This is a genomic window from Mycobacterium paraffinicum (assembly GCF_001907675.1).
Taxonomy (GTDB): Bacteria; Actinomycetota; Actinomycetes; order Mycobacteriales; family Mycobacteriaceae; genus Mycobacterium; species Mycobacterium paraffinicum_A.
The window spans coordinates 40,857-61,321 of record NZ_MPNT01000020.1 but is presented as its reverse complement, the minus strand read 5'-3'; the positions used below and the strand labels follow the sequence as shown (position 1 = coordinate 61,321).

At 68.9% G+C, this 20,465-nt stretch carries 16 protein-coding genes and 1 pseudogene; 9 read left to right on the top strand and 8 right to left on the bottom strand.

Going from position 1 to position 20,465, the window contains the following annotated elements; all coding sequences use genetic code 11:
* Positions 1-85 precede the first annotated feature (85 nt).
* The 4 genes from BRW65_RS20245 to BRW65_RS20230 all read left to right on the top strand — a co-directional run bounded on the left by BRW65_RS20245 (position 86) and on the right by BRW65_RS20230 (position 6,311).
* Positions 86-286 (top strand): DUF2613 domain-containing protein, encoded by a 201-nt coding sequence (locus BRW65_RS20245; protein ID WP_073877587.1) that lies wholly within the window; start codon positions 86-88, stop codon positions 284-286.
* Between the two features lie 84 nt (positions 287-370).
* Positions 371-544, top strand: a complete 174-nt coding sequence (locus BRW65_RS20240; protein ID WP_065443914.1) for a DUF2613 domain-containing protein — start codon at positions 371-373, stop codon at positions 542-544.
* A 28-nt stretch (positions 545-572) separates the two neighbouring features.
* The gene (locus BRW65_RS20235) at positions 573-4,778 is read left to right on the top strand and encodes an alpha-(1->3)-arabinofuranosyltransferase domain-containing protein (protein WP_432206442.1); all 4,206 of its coding nucleotides are present in this window, start codon (positions 573-575) and stop codon (positions 4,776-4,778) included.
* 87 nt (positions 4,779-4,865) lie between these two features.
* Entirely contained in the window at positions 4,866-6,311 is a 1,446-nt protein-coding gene (locus BRW65_RS20230) for a lipase maturation factor family protein (RefSeq protein WP_073877585.1), read from the top strand.
* Here BRW65_RS20230 and BRW65_RS20225 read toward each other — a convergent pair.
* The 3 genes and pseudogenes from BRW65_RS20225 to BRW65_RS20215 form a co-directional block, all read right to left on the bottom strand.
* Positions 6,308-6,868: a hypothetical protein gene (locus BRW65_RS20225; RefSeq protein ID WP_073877583.1), complete on the bottom strand. Its 561-nt coding sequence runs from the start codon at positions 6,866-6,868 to the stop codon at positions 6,308-6,310. The genes BRW65_RS20230 and BRW65_RS20225 overlap by 4 nt on opposite strands.
* 30 nt (positions 6,869-6,898) lie before the next feature.
* Positions 6,899-8,262: pseudogene (locus tag BRW65_RS20220) on the bottom strand (HNH endonuclease signature motif containing protein).
* A 103-nt stretch (positions 8,263-8,365) separates the two neighbouring features.
* Positions 8,366-8,821 carry a hypothetical protein gene (locus tag BRW65_RS20215; protein WP_073877581.1) on the bottom strand — a complete coding sequence of 152 codons (456 nt, stop codon included), beginning with the start codon at positions 8,819-8,821 and terminating at the stop codon, positions 8,366-8,368.
* Between the two features lie 130 nt (positions 8,822-8,951).
* On the opposite strand from BRW65_RS20215, the gene BRW65_RS20210 reads away from it, so the two are divergent.
* Entirely contained in the window at positions 8,952-9,323 is a 372-nt protein-coding gene (locus BRW65_RS20210) for a hypothetical protein (protein WP_139273190.1), read from the top strand.
* 1 nt (position 9,324) lies between these two features.
* Here the strand turns inward: BRW65_RS20210 and BRW65_RS20205 are convergent, their stop codons facing one another.
* Positions 9,325-10,971, bottom strand: a complete 1,647-nt coding sequence (locus tag BRW65_RS20205; protein WP_073877577.1) for an acetolactate synthase large subunit — start codon at positions 10,969-10,971, stop codon at positions 9,325-9,327.
* A gap of 79 nt (positions 10,972-11,050) precedes the next feature.
* On the opposite strand from BRW65_RS20205, the gene BRW65_RS20200 reads away from it, so the two are divergent.
* On the top strand, positions 11,051-12,469 hold the full coding sequence (locus BRW65_RS20200) for an NADP-dependent succinic semialdehyde dehydrogenase (RefSeq protein WP_073877576.1): 1,419 nt from the start codon (positions 11,051-11,053) through the stop codon (positions 12,467-12,469).
* 95 nt (positions 12,470-12,564) lie between these two features.
* Here BRW65_RS20200 and BRW65_RS20195 read toward each other — a convergent pair whose 3' ends face one another.
* The 3 genes from BRW65_RS20195 to BRW65_RS20185 all read right to left on the bottom strand — a co-directional run bounded on the left by BRW65_RS20195 (position 12,565) and on the right by BRW65_RS20185 (position 16,162).
* Positions 12,565-13,506, bottom strand: a complete 942-nt coding sequence (locus tag BRW65_RS20195) for a R2-like ligand-binding oxidase (protein WP_073877574.1) — start codon at positions 13,504-13,506, stop codon at positions 12,565-12,567.
* Positions 13,503-14,195, bottom strand: a complete 693-nt coding sequence (locus BRW65_RS20190; RefSeq protein ID WP_073877572.1) for a TetR/AcrR family transcriptional regulator — start codon at positions 14,193-14,195, stop codon at positions 13,503-13,505. Before BRW65_RS20190 ends, BRW65_RS20195 begins: the two co-directional genes overlap by 4 nt.
* 269 nt (positions 14,196-14,464) lie before the next feature.
* Positions 14,465-16,162, bottom strand: a complete 1,698-nt coding sequence (locus tag BRW65_RS20185; protein ID WP_073877570.1) for an acyl-CoA dehydrogenase family protein — start codon at positions 16,160-16,162, stop codon at positions 14,465-14,467.
* A gap of 124 nt (positions 16,163-16,286) precedes the next feature.
* On the opposite strand from BRW65_RS20185, the gene BRW65_RS20180 reads away from it, so the two are divergent.
* The 3 genes from BRW65_RS20180 to BRW65_RS20170 are packed head-to-tail and all read left to right on the top strand — an operon-like array spanning position 16,287 to position 19,262.
* Positions 16,287-17,267 carry a phosphotriesterase-related protein gene (locus tag BRW65_RS20180; RefSeq protein ID WP_073877568.1) on the top strand — a complete coding sequence of 327 codons (981 nt, stop codon included), beginning with the start codon at positions 16,287-16,289 and terminating at the stop codon, positions 17,265-17,267.
* The gene (locus tag BRW65_RS20175) at positions 17,260-18,741 is read left to right on the top strand and encodes an AMP-binding protein (RefSeq protein ID WP_073877566.1); all 1,482 of its coding nucleotides are present in this window, start codon (positions 17,260-17,262) and stop codon (positions 18,739-18,741) included. Before BRW65_RS20180 ends, BRW65_RS20175 begins: the two co-directional genes overlap by 8 nt.
* 44 nt (positions 18,742-18,785) lie before the next feature.
* A complete protein-coding gene (locus tag BRW65_RS20170; protein WP_073877564.1) occupies positions 18,786-19,262 on the top strand; it encodes a YbjN domain-containing protein in 477 nt (158 codons plus the stop codon).
* Here the strand turns inward: BRW65_RS20170 and BRW65_RS20165 are convergent.
* Positions 19,259-20,458, bottom strand: coding sequence for an acyltransferase family protein (locus BRW65_RS20165; RefSeq protein WP_139273189.1), 1,200 nt, complete (start codon positions 20,456-20,458; stop codon positions 19,259-19,261). The genes BRW65_RS20170 and BRW65_RS20165 overlap by 4 nt on opposite strands.
* Between the last annotated feature and the right edge of the window lie 7 nt (positions 20,459-20,465).

Here is a 20,465-nt window from a genome sequence, read left to right as displayed (position 1 = left end):
AGCGGGCGAGGTTTTCTTGTTCGGCCGCGCGGGCATTCGTGGGCAGGTGCTAGCTGGGCTAGCGGGGGCGATCAAGGAGCCAGCGATGACCGGTTTCACCCTGGCGGCCGCGGCCAGCGTCGTGGTGGGTTTGACGGTCGGCGTCGCGACCACCGTCGGCGTCACGCTGGCCGTCGCCGAGCACGGCGTGACAGCGGTGCGGGTCCGTCCGGCCGCGCTGATCCCGCTCGAACCCCATCTGGTGCAATACGGCGACCGGTGCTTTCACGGGCACTGCCTGCCCTGACGAGCGCTCAGGGGCGCCGGCCGGGCTTCTGCTAGGTTGGCGTAGGCCGCCGCTACGTTTCGAAGATGCTGTAAGGAGCCGTCGATGAACCGGATCATTGCGCCCGCCGCCGCGAGCGTGGTGGTGGGTCTGTTGCTCGGCGCGGCAGCGATCTTCGGGATCACGTTGATGGTGCAGCAGGACACGAAACCGCCACTCCCCGGGGGCGATCCGCAGTCGTCAGTGCTCAACCGGGTCGAGTACGGCAACCGTAGCTAGCCCGGTCACTCGGGCCGGCGCGCCGGCCGTGGATTCGCAGGCCGCGCGCGTGTCGCGCCGGTGGCTGTGGTTGGTCGGGACGATCGCTCTGCTGTTGACCTTCGCCCAATCCCCCGGCCGGGTCTCCCCCGACACCAAACTCGACCTCACCGCCAACCCCCTGCGCTTCCTGGCCCGAGCCACCAACCTGTGGAACAGCGAGCTGCCGTTCGGGCAGTCGCAGAATCAGGCCTACGGGTACCTGTTTCCGCACGGCACCTTCTTCGCGATCGGCCATCTCCTCTCGGTGCCCGGCTGGGTCACCCAGCGGCTGTGGTGGGCGCTGCTGCTCACCGTCGGCTTCTGGGGGCTGTTGCGGGTGGCCGAGGCGCTGGGCATCGGCAGCCCGGCATCGCGGGTGGTCGGCGCCGCCGCGTTCGCCCTGTCGCCGCGGGTACTGACCACCCTGGGATCCATCTCGTCGGAGACGCTGCCGATGATGCTCGCGCCGTGGGTGTTGCTGCCGACGATCTTGGCGCTGCGCGCGTCGGGCAACCGGTCGGTCCGGGCACTCGCCGCGCAGGCCGGCCTGGCCGTCGCGTTGATGGGCGCGGTCAACGCGATCGCCACGCTGGCGGGCTGCCTGCCCGCGGTGATCTGGTGGGCGTGCCACCGACCCAACCGGTTGTGGTGGCGCTACACCGGGTGGTGGTTACTCGCGCTCGTCCTGGCGATGCTGTGGTGGGTGGTGGCGCTGGTGATGCTGCGGGCCATCAGCCCGCCGTTCCTGGACTTCATCGAATCCTCCGGGGTGACCACGCAGTGGTCGTCGCTCACCGAGATCCTGCGCGGCACCGACAGCTGGACCCCGTACGTGGCGCCGACCGCGACCGCGGGCGCGCCGCTGGTGACCGGGTCGGCGGCCGTCCTGGCCACCTGTCTGGTGGCCGCTGCCGGGCTGGCGGGGCTGGCCAGCCCGGCGATGCCGGCCCGCGGGCGGTTGGTGACGATGCTGCTGGCCGGGGTGGTGCTGATGGCCGCCGGCTACAGCGGCGGGCTCGGCTCGCCGGTGGCGCACGCGGTGCAGGCGTTCCTGGACGCCGGCGGAGCGCCGCTGCGCAACGTGCACAAGCTGGGGTCGGTGGTCCGGATCCCGATCGTGCTGGGCCTCGCACAGGTGTTGGGCCGGGTCCCGCTGCCCGGTCGGAGGCCCGCCTCGGGATGGCTGCGCGCGTTCGCCCATCCCGAGCGCGACAGGCGGGTGGCGGTCGCGATCGTCGTGCTGACGGCGCTGCTGGTGAGCACCTCCCTGGCGTGGACGGGCCGGCTGACCCCGCCCGGCACGTTCAGCGCGATACCCCGGTACTGGCAGGAAACCGCCGACTGGCTCGACCGGCACAACACGGGTACCCCGATGCCCGGTCGGGTGCTGGTGGCCCCCGGGGCGCCGTTCGCCACGCAGGTGTGGGGCACCAGCCACGACGAGCCGCTGCAGGTGCTCGGCGGTAGCCCGTGGGGCGTTCGCGACTCCATCCCGCTGACGCCGCCGCAAACCATCCGGGCGCTGGATTCGGTGCAGCGCCTCTTCGCCGCCGGCCGCCCGTCAGCGGGGCTCGCGGATACCCTTGCCCGCCAAGGTATTTCGTACGTGGTGGTGCGCAACGACCTGGACCCGGACACGTCGCGCTCGGCGCGGCCCATCCTGGTGCACCGCGCCGTCGACGGGTCCCCGGGGCTGCAGAAGGTGGCGCAGTTCGGCGAGCCGGTGGGCCCGGGCACCCTCGCGGGCTTCGTCGCCGACAGCGGCTTGCGACCCCGATATCCGGCCGTCGAGGTGTACCGGGTCACCGGCGGTTCGGGCACCCCGTACTTCGCCGACCTGGACCGGTTGCCCCGGGTCGACGGCGGGCCCGAGGTGCTGCTGCGCCTCGACGAGCGGCGCCGGCTGCAGGGACAGCCGCCGTTGGGTCCGGTCCTGATGTCCGCGGACGCGCGCGCCGCCAACCTACCGGCGCCGACGGTGACCGTCACCGATACCCCGGTGGCCCGCGAGACCGACTACGGCCGGGTGGATCAGCATTCGTCGGCGGTCCGGGCCGCGGGCGATGCGCGGCACACCTACAACCGGGTGCCCGACTATCCCGTCCCCGGCGCCGACCCGGTCGCCGGGGCGTGGACCGGCGGCCGGATCACCGTGTCCAGCTCGTCGTCGGACTCCACCGCGATGCCCGACGTCGCGCCGGCGACCGCGCCCGTCGCCGCCATCGACGGCGACCCGGCGACCGCGTGGGTGTCCAACTCGCTCCAGGCCGCCGTCGGCCAATGGCTGCAGATCGATTTCGACCATCCGGTGACCAACGCGGCGCTCACCCTGACACCGAGCGCCACCGCCGTCGGCGCCCAGGTGCGCCGCATCCTGATCGAGACCGTAACCGGCAGCACCACCCTGCGGTTCGACGAGCCCGGCAAGCCCCTGGCCTCCGCGCTGCCCTACGGCGAGACGCCCTGGGTGCGAATCACCGCCGCGGGCACCGACGACGGCTCGCCGGGTGTGCAATTCGGCATCACCGACCTCTCGATCACCCAATACGACGCGTCCGGATTCGCCCACCCGGTCGAGCTGCGGCACACGGTGCGGGTGCCCGGGCCGCCGCCCGGCTCCGGGATCGCCGACTGGGACCTGGGTCCGGAGCTGCCCGGCAGGCCGGGCTGCGCCACGGCGCCCGATGGCGTGCGCTGCGCGCCGTCGATGGCCCTGGCGCCCGAGGAACCGGTCAACCTCAGCCGGACGCTGACCGTTCCGGCGCCGATGTCGGTGACGCCGCTGGTGTGGGTGCGGCCACGCCAGGGGCCCAAGCTGGCCGACCTGATCGCCGAGCCGGGCACCACGCGGGCGCGCGGCGACTCCGACATGGTCGACGTCCTCGGCTCGGCATACGCCGCGACCGACGGCGACCCGGCCACCGCGTGGACGGCGCCGCAGCGGGTGGTGCAACACAAGACCCCTCCCACGCTGACGCTGACCCTGCCGCGACCCACCCAGGTCACCGGACTGCGGCTGACGCCCAGCCGGTCAGCACTGCCCGCCCACCCGACGATGGTGGCGGTCAACCTGGGCGACGGCCCGCAGGTGCGCTCGTTGAAAGCCGGTGAACCCCAAACGGTTTCGCTGAATCCGCGAGTGACGGACAGCGTCACCGTGAGCCTGCTGAATTGGGACGACGTCATCGACCGCAACGCACTGGGCTTCGACCAGCTCAAGCCGCCGGGGTTGGCCGAGCTGGCGGCGCTGGGCGCCGACGGCAACCCGATCGCGCCCGCCGACGCCGCCCGCAACCGCGGGCGCGAGATCACGATCGACTGCGACCACGGCCCGGTCATCGCGATCGCGGGCCGGTTCCTGCACACGTCGGTCCGCACCACCGTCGGGGCGCTGCTCAACGACGAGCCCATTGCCGCGCGGGTGTGCGACCCTGATCCGGTCGCACTGCCGGCGGGCCAGCAGGAGCTGCTGATCAGCCCGGGCGCCCAGTTCGTTGTCGACGGCGCCGAGCTGACCCCGCGGGCGGCCGCCCCGGTCGCGCCCGCCGCCGTCGCGACTCCGGTGTGGCGGACCTGGGGGCCGGACCGCCGCGAGGTGCAGGCGCCGCCGTCGTCCACCTCGCGGGTGTTGGTCGTCCCGGAAAGCTTCAACCCCGGCTGGGTCGCGCGCACCAGCAGCGGGACTCGGCTGACCCCGGTCGCCGTCAACGGCTGGCAGCAGGGCTGGGTGGTGCCCCCGGGGGACCCCGGCACCATCACGCTGACCTTCCCGTCCAACGCGCCCTACCGGGCGGGGCTGGCGGTGGGGCTGGCCTTGCTGCCGCTGTTGGCCATGCTCGCGCTGTGGCGCACCCGCAGCCGGCGGACCGACGATGCGGCGGCCCGGCCGTGGAACCCCGGGGCGTGGGCGGCGGTCGCGGTGGTGGCGGCTGGGGCGGTGGTCGCCGGGGTGGCCGGCGTCGTCGTGGTCGGCGGGGCCTTGGCGCTGCGGTACGCGCTGCGCCGTCGGAGCCCGGACGGCGCCACCATGCTGCTCAGCGCGGGCGGCCTGATCCTGGCCGGGGCGGCACTCTCGCGGCATCCCTGGCGATCGGTGGACGGCTACGCCGGCCATTCCGCGAATGTCCAGCTGTTGGCACTGATTTCGCTCGCGGCGCTCGCCGCCTCCGCGGTGACGATGCCCGAGTGGGCGCGCGCGTCGCGCGACGAATAGCCGTCGCGGGTATTGGCTAGCCGTTTACCGGCTGATTCACTGGATATGCGGGTCTGTGTGACCGCCACCGTCCGAGGAGTTAGCGCCATGGGCTGGTTTTCCGCGCCGCAGTATTGGCTCGGCAGGGAGGTGCTCGAGCGGGGCGCCGCAGTTGTCTACCTGCTCGCGTTCGTCGCGGCCGCGGCGCAGTTCCGGGCGCTGATCGGGGAACACGGGATCCAGCCCATCCCGCGGTTTTTGGCCGGGCAGTCGTTTTGGCGGACCCCCAGCCTCTTTCACCTGCGCTACTCCGATCGCCTGTTCTCGGCGGTGTCCTGGTTCGGGGCCGCGCTGTCGGCGGCGATCGTCGCCGGCGCGGCCGACGCGGTGCCGCTGTGGGCCGCGACGCTGATGTGGCTGGCGCTGTGGGTGCTTTACCTGTCGATAGTCAACGTCGGGCAGACCTGGTACTCGTTCGGCTGGGAATCGCTGCTGCTGGAAACCGGCTTCCTGATGATCTTTCTCGGCAATTCCCAGGCGGCGCCGCCCGTGCTGACGTTGTGGATGGCCCGGCTGCTGTTGTTCCGGGTCGAGTTCGGCGCCGGGTTGATCAAGTTGCGCGGCGACCCCTGCTGGCGCGACCTGACGTGTCTGTACTACCACCACGAGACGCAGCCCATGCCCGGGCCGTTAAGCTGGTTCTTCCACCACCTGCCCAAGCCGCTGCATCGAATCGAGGTGGCGGGCAACCACTTCTCGCAGTTGGTCGTCCCGTTCGGGTTGTTCGCACCGCAACCGGTGGCCAGCGTCGCCGCGACGATCATCGTCGTCACCCAGCTGTGGCTGGTGGCGTCGGGCAACTTCGCGTGGCTGAACTGGTTGACAATCCTCTTGGCGTGCAGCGCCATCGACGAGTCGTGGTTCGGTTTGGTTGGCCTCCGCGGGCATCCGGCGTTTTCGGCGACGCCGGTGTGGTTCGCCGCGCTGGTGATCGCGTTCACGGCGGCGGTGCTGTTCATGAGCTACTGGCCGATACGCAACATGTTGTCCTCGTGGCAGCGAATGAACATGTCGTTCAACTCTTTTCATTTGGTCAACACCTACGGCGCGTTCGGCAGCATCGGCCGCGTCCGCCGTGAGGTGGTGATCGAAGGCACCGACGAAGCACACCTCACCGATCAGACGGTCTGGAAGGAATACGAATTCAAGGGCAAGCCCGGCGCCGTGCGTCGGCTCCCGCGCCAGTGGGCGCCCTATCACCTGCGGCTGGACTGGCTGATGTGGTTCGCGGCCATCTCCCCCGCTTACGCGCAACCCTGGCTGACGCCGTTCCTGCGGCGCCTGCTGCGCAACGATCGGCCCACGCTGCGTTTGTTGCGGCACAACCCGTTTCCGGACTCGCCCCCGAGGTATGTGCGCGCGCGGCTCTACGAGTACCGCTTCACCACACCCGCCGAGCTGCGCCGTGAGCGAGCCTGGTGGCATCGGACGCTGATCGGCGGGTACGTCCGACCGATGGCGCTGACGGCGGATTCGGGAACAGGACGGGGCTAGCCGGGCGCGGGCCGGTCGAGCAGTTGGAGACGCGCGTCGAGCAGACGTGGGTAATACCAGTAGTAGCCGGCGAGATATGCGAAGGCCACCGACAGCAACAGGCTTCGCAACGTGAAATGTCTTGCGTCACCGATGAAGCCGACAACTTGCAATGCCACGAGGATCCAACAAACGGTGATCATCAGTTTGGCAGAGCCCGCGACGGAGTCGCGCGTTCGCTCGATCAGTTGCCTCGCCGCCCGGCGCGTTGCCGGGTCACTGGGAAGAGCGCCTGAACGCATCGCCTTGGACACTTGACGACATTCAGAGAATGACAGTGTTTCGAGTGAGGGGCGCAGCCCCGCCATGCGGCGCACCGAGCCGAGCGCAGTGGCCAGGCCGATCACCAGTGCGACGATCGCGACGGCGATCCACCACGGTGCGCTGGCCCAGTGCGACGGGGACGGCTCGCTGGGGTAGTCGCCGACCATCACGATCGGTGTCAGGCCCACCATCACCACCAGGGTGTACAGCGGCCACTGCAGCCACCACGGTCTCAACGACAGCCACAACGACACGGACGAAACCTTATCGAAGCGCGGCCCAGGCTACGCGGCGTCGTCATCGTCGTCTTCACCGCGCAGCAGTTTTTCGGGGTGGTGGAAGGTGTTGGTGCGGGGTTGGTCGCGGTCGTGGTGTGGGGGTGGGATCCATTGGGTGTCACCCTTGGTGTTCTTTTGGGTGGTCCAGCCGCGGGGTTTGAGGAGGCGGTGGTGGGGTCCGCAGGCGAAGGTGAGGTTGTCGATGTCGGTGCGCCGCGATGTTGCGTAGTCGGTGACGTGGTGGACTTCGCAGAGGTAGCCGGGCACGGTGCAGCCTGGTGCGGAACAGCCTCGGTCTTTGGCGTAGAGGACGATGCGTTGGCCGGGGGAGGCCAGTCGCTTGCTGTGGTAGAGCGCTACGGGTTTGGCGTTGTCGAAGACGGCGAGGTAGTGGCGGGCTAGGCGGATGACGTCGCTGATCGGCAGGCGGGTGTCCCCGCCGGTGCGGCCGGTGCCGGCGGCGGCCTGCAGGTCGGCCAGGGTGGTGGTGATGATGATGGAGGCGGGTAGGCCGTTGTGTTGGCCGAGTTTGCCCGAGGCCAGCAGGGCCCGGTTGGCTGCCAGCAGTGCGTCGTGGTTGCGTTGGGCCGCCGAGCGGGCGTCGCGTTCGATTGCGTCCTGGGTGGGGGCCCCGTCGATGCAGGGGGTGTCGTCCAGCGGGTTGCACATGCCGGGGGCGGCGAGTTTGGCCAGCACGGCTTCCAGGGTGGCGCGGGCTTGGGGGGTGAGCAGGCCGCGTAGCTCCGCCATGCCGTCGGGGCCTTGTTTGCCCAGGGTCAGGCCGCGGCGGCGGGCGCGGTCCTCGTCGCGGTAGGTGCCGTCGGGGTTGAGGCAGTCGGCGAGGTGATCGGCGAGCTGGGCCAAGTGTTCGGGCCGGTAGTGGGTTGCGTGGGTGGCCAGCTCGGCCTCCACGGCGGCGCGGGTGGCCGCGTCGATCCAGCCGGGTAGGTGGCGGAAGAATTGGCGGATCACCGCCACCTGCCCACCGCCCAGTTTCCCCTGGCGTTGGGCGGCCGCGGTGGCCGGCAGGACCGGTTCCAAGGGTTCCCCGGTCAGCCCGCGCCGCGGCCCCAGATCGGTCGCCTCCTTGACCCGCTGTGACGCCTCGGCGTGGCGGATCAAACGTGGCCTCGGCGATCGCATGCGCCAGCGTGCCGCCCAACTCTTTGGGGCGTGGCCTGGCAGGCCAGGTTGTTGATCACCGGATGCTCGATGGCGGGCAGCTGACGGCGCGCCTGCTCGCAGCGTTGCAGCATCGCCAACTGCTGCGAAACGGTCATCGCCTCCACCGGCAGCGCACGCGCGCGAGCCAAGACTGAATCCAAGTCGTCGAACACCGCCTCGGCGTCGGGATGACCACGTGGACTCACACCGACAAACTAGCGACCCCCACCGACAACAACCCGCCGAAAAATCGCCACAGATGCACACTCGAAAAAGCCGCAAAAGGTTTGAATATTTTCGGCTAGAACCTCAACTGAGGTCCTCGACCAGGATGTCGTTGACCAACCTCAGGTCTTCGATTGCCTGGTGCACGAACGAGTCTGCTCGCTCCAGATCCTCCGGGGTGCTGTTAGGCCCCAATGACATGCAGAGGCGCATCGCCGTGTGGAAGTCATTGATCTCGGACTGCAGGGCAGCAGTCAACGCCGGATCCGGCGTGGGCAGGTGGGCCTGAAGGCCGATGGTTTGTTCGTCGTGGATCGCCGAGCATGCCGACCGCAGGGCGTTGATGTCGTTGGCTTCAATCGCGTTGACCGCCGCCTGCATGAACTTGGCCGTATTCGCCAGGTGCTCTTGGGCCTGCGAATACCACTCCGGAACGCCCGGGTAGACGGCGCTCGCCGTCCCCGCCGACGCCACGGCGAACAGAGCCGCCCCGACGGCGACACCACCCAGGCGCATGTGAACGTGCCGGACCCACCGCATGTCTTAAGGCTCCACGCCCGGGGACTCGATCGATAGGGCCTTCCGGCCCGCGCGCCGTAGGCCGCACTAGCGATGATGTGAGGACTAAATCCCCTCGCAACAGCCGCGGGCCACCGCGAAGGATCCGAGCATGAGACCAGGACTTGCGGGTTTGGCAACCGTGTTGGCGCTGTCCGGCTCGCTGTGGACGGCGGACTTGATGCTCGCTCCCGGTACCGCCCACGCCGTCTGCTCCACGAACAACGGCGGTAATCAGCCACCGGAGTGCGCACCGCCGGAGGGACCGCCGGGTTGCTACACCTCCCACATCTGCAGCCAGATGTGGTGCCCGAACGTGGGCCAGATGCGCCGGATGCCGGATTGGGACATGAACGTCTGCCACACCTACTACTTCGCGCCCGACTCCGGCCTGCCCGCGCTGATCGTCCAAGGACAGCCACCGGGTTTGCGGCTGCCGCCGAACACCGGCGTCTGCCCGCCCCTGGCCTGGATGTGTCCGTGAATTAGAGCGTCTCGTCCAGCTCGCCCAGCCGATCGGTCAACCGCAAATTCTCCGAGTAGTCGACCGGGCAGGCGATCACCGAGACGCCGTCCTCCGCTAACGCGGTCCGCAGCGTCGGCAACAGCTCCTCGGCATGAGAGATCCGATAGCCTTTGGCGCCAAAGCTTTCCGCGTACTTCACCACATCGGGGTTGCCGAACTTCACGTAGTAGTGGGCGCCGAGCTCGAGGTCCATCTTCCACTCGATCAGGCCGTAGCCGCCGTCCTCCCAGATCAGCACCACCAGCGGTATCCGCTCGCGGACGGCGGTCTCGATCTCCTGCGAGTTCATCAGGAACGCGCCGTCCCCGACGACCGCCAGCACCTTGGAATCGGGCCGCGCCAGCTTGACACCCAGGGCGCCGGGTAGCGCAAATCCCATGGTGGACAAGCCATTTGAGACCAGACAGGTGTTGCACTCGAACGTCGGATACAGCCGGGCCATCCACATCTTGGTGGCGCCGGTGTCGACCAGGACCACGTCGCCGCGGCCCAGCGCCGCGCGGGTGTCGGCCACCACCCGCGCCGGGGCCAGCGGATAGCGTGAGTCCTCTTGCCCGCGGCTGAATTCCTCGGCGAGCAGGCCGTGGCCGGGAACCTCCGGATCGGCCTCGTAGGCGTGGCCGTCCAGCCCGTCCGTCAGCGCGTCCAACGAAGCGCTGATGTCGCCGATGATCCCGACGTCCACCGAATAGTGGGCGTCGACCTCCGCCGGGAACCGATGGATGTGGATGATCTTCTTGTCGGCCTGCGGGTTGATCCGGACGGGGTCGAACTCCTGCAGCTCGTACCCGACGGCGATCACCACGTCGGCGTTGTCGAAGCCGAAGTTGACGTAGTCGTGCCGCATGAACCCGAGGGTCCCGATGCTGTTGGGATGGTCGTCGGGCATCACGCCCTTGCCGTGGAACGTGTTGGCGACGGGAATGCCGAATTCCTCGGAGAACCGCACCAGGGCCGCGGTGGCGTTGCCGCGGGCGGCGCCGTGCCCGGCCAGCACGACCGGCCGCTTGGCCTGGCGCAGGATGTCGACGGCGCGCTCCACCTGCCCTGGCGCGGGCGCGTCGGCGCGAACGACATTGCGCGGCAACGGCGTCAGGTCATAGTCCGTCTCGTCGACATCGATGTGCTCCGGGACGGCCAAGTACACCGCCGCCGGGCGTTCGGTCTCGGCGACCTTGAACGCCTTGCGGAACATCTCGGGGATGGCGTGTGCGGTGGGGATCCCGGCGGCCCACCGCGTGATGGGCGCGAACATCGACACCAGGTCGACGTACTGGTGCGACTCCTTGAACTCCCGGTCGTGACCGACCTGAGCGGAGATGGCGACCAACGGGGTGCTGTTGGTGGTGGCGTCGGCCACCCCCAGTTGCATGTTGATCGCGCCCGGGCCCAGGGTGCTCGACACCACCGCCGCCCGCCCGGTGACCCGCCCGTACATCTCGGCCATGAAGGCCGCGCCCTGCTCGTGCCGGGTGAGCACGTAGCGGATGCTCGACGACGCGAGCGCCTGCACGAAGTGGATGTTCTCCTCCCCCGGCAGGCCGAAGACCACGGAAACACCCTCGTTTTCCAGGCACTTGACCATCAGCTCGGCGGCTTTACTCATCCGGCACCTCCCTTGGGGGAACGATAGTGGCAGGGTGGGTGTTGGACCTCTTATCAACCCCGAAGCGAAGGATTGCAGCGTGCCCATCGCCACGATCAACCCGGCCACCGGCGAGACGGTGAAGACCTTCACCCCGGCAACCGACGAAGAAGTCGACGCGGCCATCGCCCGCGCCTACGCCCGATTCCAGGACTACCGCCATAACACCACCTTTGCCCAGCGCGCGGGGTGGGCAAACGCCACCGCCGACCTTTTGGAGAAGGAGGCCGACGACGTCGCCGCGATGATGACCCAGGAGATGGGTAAGACGCTGGCCTCGGCGAAGGCGGAAACCCTGAAGTGCGCCAAGGGTTTTCGCTACTACGCGGAGAACGCCGAGCAGCTGCTGGCCGACGAGCCGGCCGACGCCCAAGCGGTGGGCGCCAAGCGGGCCTACACCCGCTACCAACCGCTCGGGGTGGTGCTGGCCATCATGCCGTGGAACTTCCCGCTGTGGCAGGCCGTCCGGTTCGCCGCGCCGGCGCTGATGGCCGGCAACGTCGGGATCCTCAAGCACGCCTCCAACGTGCCACAGTCCGCCCTCTACCTGGCCGACGTCATCGCCCGCGGCGGCTTCCCGGACGGCTGCTTCCAGACGCTGCTGGTCTCCTCCAGCGCCGTTGAGCGCATCCTGCGCGACCCGCGGGTCGCGGCGGCCACCCTGACCGGCAGCGAGCCGGCCGGGCAGTCGGTCGCGGCCATCGCCGGTGACGAGATCAAACCCACCGTGCTCGAGCTCGGCGGGAGCGACCCCTTCATCGTCATGCCGTCGGCGAACCTGGACGAGGCCGCCAAGACGGCGGTCACCGCCCGCGTCCAGAACAACGGCCAGTCCTGTATCGCCGCGAAGCGGTTCATCATCCACACCGACATCTACGACGCGTTCGTCGACAAGTTCACCGAGCGGATGGCCGCGCTCAAGGTCGGCGACCCGACCGACCCGGACACCGACGTGGGCCCGCTGGCCACCGAGTCCGGCCGCGACGACATCACCAAGCAGGTCGACGAAGCGGCCGCGGCGGGCGCCACGATCCGCCTCGGCGGCAAGCCGATCGACGGGCCGGGCTGGTTCTACCCGCCGACGGTGGTCACCGACATCACCAAGGACATGGCGCTCTACACCGAAGAGGTCTTCGGTCCGGTGGCGTCGATGTACCGGGCTAAGGACATCGACGAAGCGATCGAGATCGCCAACGCCACCACCTTCGGGCTGGGGTCCAACGCCTGGACCAACGACGAGGCCGAGCAGCAGCGCTTCATCGACGACATCGAGGCCGGCCAGGTCTTCATCAACGGCATGACGGTGTCCTACCCCGAGCTGGGCTTCGGCGGCGTCAAGCGTTCCGGTTACGGCCGCGAGCTCGCCGGCCTGGGCATCCGCGCGTTCGTCAACGCCAAGACCGTCTGGGTAGGCGACGTCGACGCCGGGGACGCCGCCGGCGGCAGCAAGGTCGAATAGCCTGGCGCGCCGCCGAGTGTGGGGCCTATGGACGAGATCTTCGCGGTTTTCGTACTTAAGGCCCACACTCGGCGGCAGCAAGGTCGAGTAGCGCGTCAGGCCGACGCGGCGGCCAGGGCCTTCTCGTCCTCGTCGGCGAAGGTGTCCTCGAGCTGCAGCGGCGAGTAGTCGAGGTCGATTTCTTCCAGCGGCCGCCCGCGGGCGCTCGAGATGGTGCCGAAGCGGCGCATGCCCTTGTCGGCGGCGTACTGCATGAACTCGTCCACCGAGAGGCCGAACGGCATCGGGTCGTACAAGGAGAAGCCCTCCTCGATGAGGCGCAGCCCCAGCGGCATCAACTCGTTCATGCGGGTCTCGAACACGCCCCAGTTGGCGTCGTCGGCGGCGACGTGGCGGCGGCAGGTGAACGTGCCCCACGCCATGTGGCGCCGCTCGTCGTCGCCGATGCGCCGGACCAGCTCCTGCATGCCCGGCAGGATGCCGCGCTCCACGCAGATCTTGTGCCAGCCGAAGTAACCCGTGAGCGCCAGCATGCCTTCGACCATGTGGTTGTAGGTGACCGACGCCCGCACCTGGGCCGCCGGTGACGGGTCCACCGACAGGGCGTTGAGGCAGTCGGGCAGCTCCTCGTAGAAGATCGTCCGGTAGGTCGGGATGTCGTCGAGGTACTGGTGCAAGTCGTCGGTGACGCCGACGGCGTCGAGCCACATGCGGAACACCTGGACGTGCTTGGCTTCCTCGAACGCGAACTGGGTCAGGTACATCTCGTCACCCAGCCGGCCCTCGACCCGCATCGCCGACATGAACGGCTGGATGTCCTCGGTCACCGCCTCCTCACCGGCGATGAACTCCGCGCACAGCCGGATGGCGTAGTGGCGTTCGTCGTCGGTCAGCTGTTCCCAGTCGGCGCGGTCGCGGGAGAAGTCGATGTCGGCCGGGTTCCAGAACTTCGCGTTGCCGCCGGCGAACAGCCGCAGCGGCAGGCTGTCCCAGTTGAGTCCCCCTCGAACCATCGAGTTCGTATGCGTGCGTGTCATGTGACCTCCTCGGATTGTTGTGGGGCTGAGTGCACGGGCGGGTGCGGGGACGCCGCGAAGGCGGCCGCCAGCACCCCGACGAGCCGGCGCACGGCCAGGGCCGGTTGCTCCGGGGTGGGTTCATCGAGCCCGAGGATCGGATCCAGGCCGCGCATGTAGGGCGCGAGCGCCAGGTGCGGAAAGATCAAGAGCAGCAACGACATCAGCGCGTCGGTGTCCGAATCGGCGCGCAGGTCGCCGCGCACCTTCGCGTCGCGAACCAGCGGCCGCATCACTTCCAGGTAGTGCCGATGGATAACGTTCTGCACGCTGACGCGGGCTTCGGTGTCGACCTCGAGGGTCGCCGCGGCGTGCAGCGCGCGTTCGTGCGGGTGGTCGGCGAAGTAGGCCACCCAGGCGTCGAGCCAGTCGGTGAGAAACTCGAAGAACGGCCGGCTCGGGTCCAGCTCGCGAATGCGGCCTTCCATGTAGGCGCGCACCCGCTGGCTGGCGATGTCGGCGATGAACGCGTACAGGTCACGCTTGTCCGCGAAGTACTGGAACAGGCTGCCTTTCGCGACGCCGGCCTTGCGGGCGATGACGTTGAGGCTGCCGCGGGAGAACCCGTGCGCCCCGAATTCCTGTTCCGCGGCGGCGATGATGGCGGCACGGCGGGCGGGGTCGACCCGCGCCCAAGTCACCGTTGGCAATGGGACCTCCTCGCGTCGATGACCACTGGTCATATTACGGTGAGCTGCGTCACAGTCAAGGGGTATTGACCGATTGTCCTCTCCGAGCGCCCGGCTGGACGGGCGGTCGAATCGCACGGTCCGGCCGGTCGGGCGGCCGGCAGACCGGGGCAGGTGTCATCCACGTCAGCCGCCTGTTCGCCGCCACGTGCTGCGCGACAGGCGGTGGGATGAACTGTGGAACGTGCTGTTTCACGCCGACCAACGGAACCGGTTGGCGCACAGCATGATTACGGCCGCATCTGGTAGGCGCCGTTGATCGGCTGAATGTGTTCCTTCCAGACCTGGTCGCAGCGCGCGTGGTCGAACACCGGACGCCGGATCATCCGCATCGCGAAGCGGGCCTGCGCGTCGGTTGTGGCGGACTTGTCGCTCAGCTCCACGGCGTAGCCGTTGAAGTCGCGCACCAGCACGGCGAAGATCTCGTCGATCAGCGCCTCGTCCACCCCGGACAGCGGGACCTCCTCCAAGATCAGCTGGGCGTAGGGCACGGTGGCGAACAGCTGCCCGACCCCGAACGCGAAATCGACGTCCTTCTGCTGCGCGGCGTCGGGGGTGGCGCTGGCCAGCATGTCGGCCAGCACGTCGATCTGCTCGCGCAGCAGCGCGACGTTGGGCAGGTGCGCATAGCTCTCGAACGGCGCCCGCCAATCGTGGAACCGCACCTTGCCCAAGCCCCCGGTGGGGCCCTGGTTGAACAGGAACGCGTCATCGACCGCGTCGTCGCGACGGCCGATCAACGGCAGGTCACCGTTCGGCGCGAACAGGTAGTTGGGCATGAACTTGGCCAGCAAGCCGATGTTGATGTGCACAGTGCCTTCGAGCCTTGGCAGCAAACCGATTTCGCGGGTCATGGCCTCGAAGATGGTGTCCTTCTCGACACCCTTGGCGGCGATCACGTCCCACAGGGCGGTGATCACCCGCTCGCCTTCGCTGGTGATCTTCGCCTTCGTCAGCGGGCTGTAGAGCAGGTACCGGCGGTCAGCCGCCGACGCGCTGCGCATGTAGTCGCAGGCGCGGGTGGCGACCAGCTTCATCGCGATCAGCCGGGCGTACGCGTCGGTGAGCAGCCTCCGCACGTGGCTGAAATCGGTGACGACGGTGCCGTACAGGATGCGATTGGAGGCGTGGGTGACCGCCTCGTACATGGCGTGCGTGCACATGCCGACGGCGCCCCAGCCCAGGTTGTACTTGCACACGTTGACGGTGTTCAGCGCCGCGTGGAACGCCTCGGGGCCGCGGTGCAGGATGTCCGCCTCGCCGACCGGGTAGTCGCGCAGCGCGTAGTTCGCGACGAAGTTCTGCGAGTTGACCACGTTCTTGATCAACTCGTAGCGGTCGTGCTGGGAGTCCGCGACGAAGAAGACGTACTCGTCCGTGCCGGCGATCTTGCCGAAGGTCGAGACCATCCGCGCGACGTTGGCGTTGCCGATGTAGTACTTCTCGCCGCTGGCGACCCAGCCGTTCTCCGACGGGGTCAGGATCATGTCGGTCTGATAGACGTCGGCGCCGTGGGTCTGCTCGGACAACCCGAAGGCGAACACCTCGCCGGCCTCCAGCTGCGCGGCGGCCTTGCGCTTGGCGTCGGTGTTGTCGCTCATCCAGATCGGGCCCAGCCCCAGCGCCGTCACCTGGAAGGGATACCAGTAGTTCAGGCCGTAGAAGCCCACGATCTCGGCGAACTCGCTGATGCGGTAGGTGTCCCAGCGGCAATCGTCGGCGCCGTACTCCGAGGGCGTGAGCAGGGAGGCGAAGACGCGCTCGCGGCCGATGTGGTCCAAAAACTCGGAGTACCACACGCGTTCGTGGTCGTCGTGCTTCAGCCGCGCCTTGCCCCGCGACTCGAAGAAGTCGACCGTCGCGGCCATGATCTCGGCCGACCGCCGGTCTGGGTATTGGCGCTGCAGGTGGTTGGGATTGAGCAACATGACGAGCCTCCCGCGACTTCCGGTTCGGACGAGGGTGACGGTACTGCACCGTGGGGGCCGTCGGGGCGGACCGGAGCAAATCGGCACTGTTGTCCGACCACCGAGTCGACCTAGCATCAGTCACGTGTCAGAACTCAATACCGCCCGCGGCCCCATCGATACCGCCGATCTGGGCGTGACCCTCATGCACGAGCACGTGTTCATCATGACCACCGAGATCGCCCAGAACTATCCGGAAGCCTGGGGCGACGAGGACCGGCGGGTGGCCGACGCCATCGATCGGCTCAACGAGCTGAAGTCCCGCGGGGTCGACACCATCGTCGACCTGACCGTGATCGGCCTGGGCCGCTACATTCCGCGCATCGCGCGCGTCGCGGCGGCCACCGAGCTGAATATCGTTGTGGCGACCGGGCTTTACACCTACAACGACGTGCCGTTCCGGTTCCACTACGAGGGCCCGGGCGGCATGTTGGACGGCCCGGAGATCATGACGGAGATGTTCGTCCGCGACATCGAGCAGGGCATCGCCGACACCGGCGTCAAGGCCGGGATTCTCAAGTGCGCCACCGACGAGCCCGGCATCACCCCCGGCGTCGAGCGGGTGCTGCGCGCCGTCGCGCAGGCGCACAAGCGCACCGGGGTGCCGATCTCCACCCACACCCACGCCGGGCTGCGGCGCGGGCTCGAACAGCAACGCATCTTCGAAGAGGAAGGCGTCGACCTGACCCGGGTGGTCATCGGCCATTCCGGTGACAGCACCGACATCGGGTACCTCGAGGAGCTCATCGCCGCGGGCTCGTATCTCGGGATGGACCGGTTCGGCTTGGACGTAATCTCGCCGTTCGAGGAGCGGGTGAAGATCGTGGCACAGATGTGCGAGCGCGGGCACGCCGACAGGATGGTGCTCTCGCACGACGCGAACTGCTATTTCGACGCGCTGCCCGAAGACCTCGTGCCACAGATGGCGCCGAACTGGCATTACCTGCACATCCACAACGACGTCATCCCCGCGCTCAAGGAGCGTGGCGTCACCGACGAGCAACTGAAGACCATGCTGGTCGACAACCCCCGCCGCATCTTCGAGCGGCAGGGCGCATATGAGTGAGCCGGTCCCGCCGATCGGCACCCAGATCGCGGAACTGGCAGCGCTCGCGCCCGACGAGCCCGCCGTCACCTGCGACGGCCTGACCCTCACCCGCGCCGAACTCGACGCCTCGACGAACCGGTTGGCGCGCGCCTACGCCGACCGCGGCGTGGGCGTCGGCGACTACGTGACGATGGTGCTGCCCAACTCCGTGGAGTGGATCCAGGCCGCCGTGGCGTGCTGGAAGCTGGGCGCGGTGCCGCAGCCGCTGTCGGCGCGATTGCCGGACGCGGAACTGCAGGGGCTGCTGGACCTGCGGCCGCCCGCGCTGCTCGTCGGCCGCGAGCATCCCGAGATACCCAGCGTCCCAGCGGGTTTCACGCCCGGTCGGGAATGCTCCGAGCGGCCGCTGCCGGAAGCGGTATCGCCGGTGTGGAAGGCGATGGGGTCCGGCGGCAGCACCGGCCGGCCCAAGCTCATCGAATCCGCGGGCGACAGCCGGATACCGGCGGCGGTCGGCTACCCGCTGGGTGCGCAGCCCGGCGACACGACGCTGGTGCCGATCCCGCTGTCGCACAACACCGGGTTCAGCACCGCGACCATCGCGCTGCTGATGCGCCATCACCTGGTGGTGATGAGCCGGTTCGACCCGCACCGATTCCTGCGGCTGATCACCGATCACCGCGTCACGTTCCTGACCACGGTGCCGACGATCATGCAGCGGACACTGCCCGTCTACCACGCCGATCCCGGGTCCTACGACCTGTCGTCGCTGCGCCGGTTCTGGCACATGGGCGCGCCGTGCCCGCCGGCGATCAAGCAGGCCTGGATCGATCTGCTGGGCCCCGAGGTGGTCTGGGAACTCTACGGCGGCACCGAATTACAGGCGCTCACCTTCATCTCCGGGGACCAGTGGCTGACCCACCGCGGCTCGGTCGGCGTGGTGGTCGCCGGCGAGATGCGGGTGCTCGACGACGACGGCAACCCGTGCCCGCCCGGCGTGGTCGGCGAGATCTACATGCGGCCCGCCCCCGGCAGCGCGCCCACCTACCGCTACGTCGGCGCCACCGCCAAATCCCGCGACGGCTGGGATTCCCTTGGGGATCTTGGCCATTTCGACACCGACGGCTTCCTCTACCTGTCCGACCGCCGGGTGGACATGTTCACCGTGGGCGGCCGCAACGTCTACCCCGCCGAGATCGAGAACGCCTTGTCGGCGCACCCGGATGTGCTGTCCTGCCTCGTCGTCGGTGTGCCCGACCCGAACTCGGGCGACCTGGGTCAGGTGCCCTACGCGCTGGTGCACACCGCCGAGGGTTCCACGCTGGACGCCGCGGGTGCGCGGGAATTCCTGCGCGAAAGCATCGCGGGGTACAAGGTGCCGGCGTTCGTCGAATTCGTCGACACCCCGTTGCGCGACGACGCCGGCAAGGCGCGGCGTTCGGCGGTGCGCGCCGAGATCATCGAGCGCCTGGCGGCCGCGGAAGCGAGCTGACGGGCACCAAGAATTCTCCAAGGCCCCCGCCCCATGATCGGGCCATGCAGATCGAACCATTGAGCACCGAGCTGATCGAACGTTATCTGCGATCGCGCGAGTTGCGCTTCTTCCGCAGCGACGACGGCGAGGAGTTCATGATGCTCCCCAGCTACGAGCGCGGCAGGCTGCACGTGACCCTGCGGATCAACGGCCTGCGGCGGGACATCTTCGAGATCTCGATCAGCCCCGCGGGGCACTACGACGCGACCGAGCGGCCGCGGCTGATGGAACTGGTCAACGACTGGAACCGCGAAACCCATTGGCCCAAGGCGTTTGTGCGCGAGACCGCCCTGCCTGGCCACGTGAGCGTGGTCGGTGAGAACGCTTACCTGCTGACCGACGGCATCCACGTCGAGGCGTTGGGCAATCTCGTCCGATCGACCGTCGAGTACGGGGCCGACCTGTTCAAGAAGATCGACCGGGCCATCTGCCTGCCGTCCGCGGACACACTCGAGGAGTGGATGGACCGCACCGGCTAAGGCGCGATCGCGTCTGCCTCGGCGTCGGCGACTTCGTCGGCCGCGTCGGCTGCGGTCGGCCGCTCTCGTTTCTCCCAGCGCCGCAACGCTTCTCGGCAGGGCGACTCGACCAGCGCGTAGCTGACCGCGGCGATCGCCCACCCGAAGATCAGCGTCAGCGCCAACACCGAGGGCATCCGGCCGGTGAACGCGAACGTCCCGAGCACCGGGAACACCATGGCCAGCGCGGCCAGGTGCCACACGAACAGGCCGTAGGACCACCGTCCCAGCGTCACCATGACGGTGCTGCCAAGCAGCCGGTGCGGCGTATCGATCCGGTCCAGCACCAGGGGGGCGACCAAAGCGAACGCCACCAGCGAGCCCGCAGCCGTCTTCACCGCGAACTGCGTTGCGGTGCCGGGAATCAGGCCCTCGGGGCCGGCGAGCGGGGAGGCCGCCACCAGATAGGCCAGCACGGCGACGACGGCCATCACGACCCGGCCCGCCTTTTTCTGCGCCAAGCGCAGTAGCAGGCCGATCGGGCTGTGCACCCATTCCGCGAGCAACATGCCCGCGGCGAACCAGGAGAAGAACGCCGGCGGCCAGTTGAGCGGGTTGGTGCCGGACCCGGAATGGAGGGGCACCCAGCCCCACGCCCAGCTGAGCGCCGCCAGCGCGGCGATTGCCGGGACCCGCGCGCCGACCGGCAGGCGCCGGGCCAGCAGCGCCAGGATCGGCAGGGCCAGATAGAAGCTGACTTCGACGGAAAGGCTCCACATCTGGGTCAGCCCGCCGGTCAGGGTGAGGGGCACATAGATCTGGGTGAGGGTCAGGTTGGCCAACCACACGGTCGGGCTGGCGCGGTCTGCGTCGGGCAGCAGCGACAGGATGACGACGACGGCCACCAGGTAGGCGGGCATGATGCGCACGACCCGCGACCGCAAGTAGTGGCCGGTCCGTGGGCGCGGCCGCAGGCCGCGCGCCGCCGCGGCGTGTCCGCGCCACAACAGGAAGCCCGACAAGGCGAAGAACACCGCGACGGCCAGATCGAAGCGGCCGAAGAGGCGCCCGGAGACGCCGCTGGAGTGCCCGGTCTGGAACGCGACGTGCGTGACCACCACGCCCATGGCCGCGCACGCGCGCATCCCCTCCACCGCGGGCAGGAAGCTGCGGGTCCCGCCCACCTGTCGGCCATCGGTCACCCCCACAGTTTGCATCCGCGGC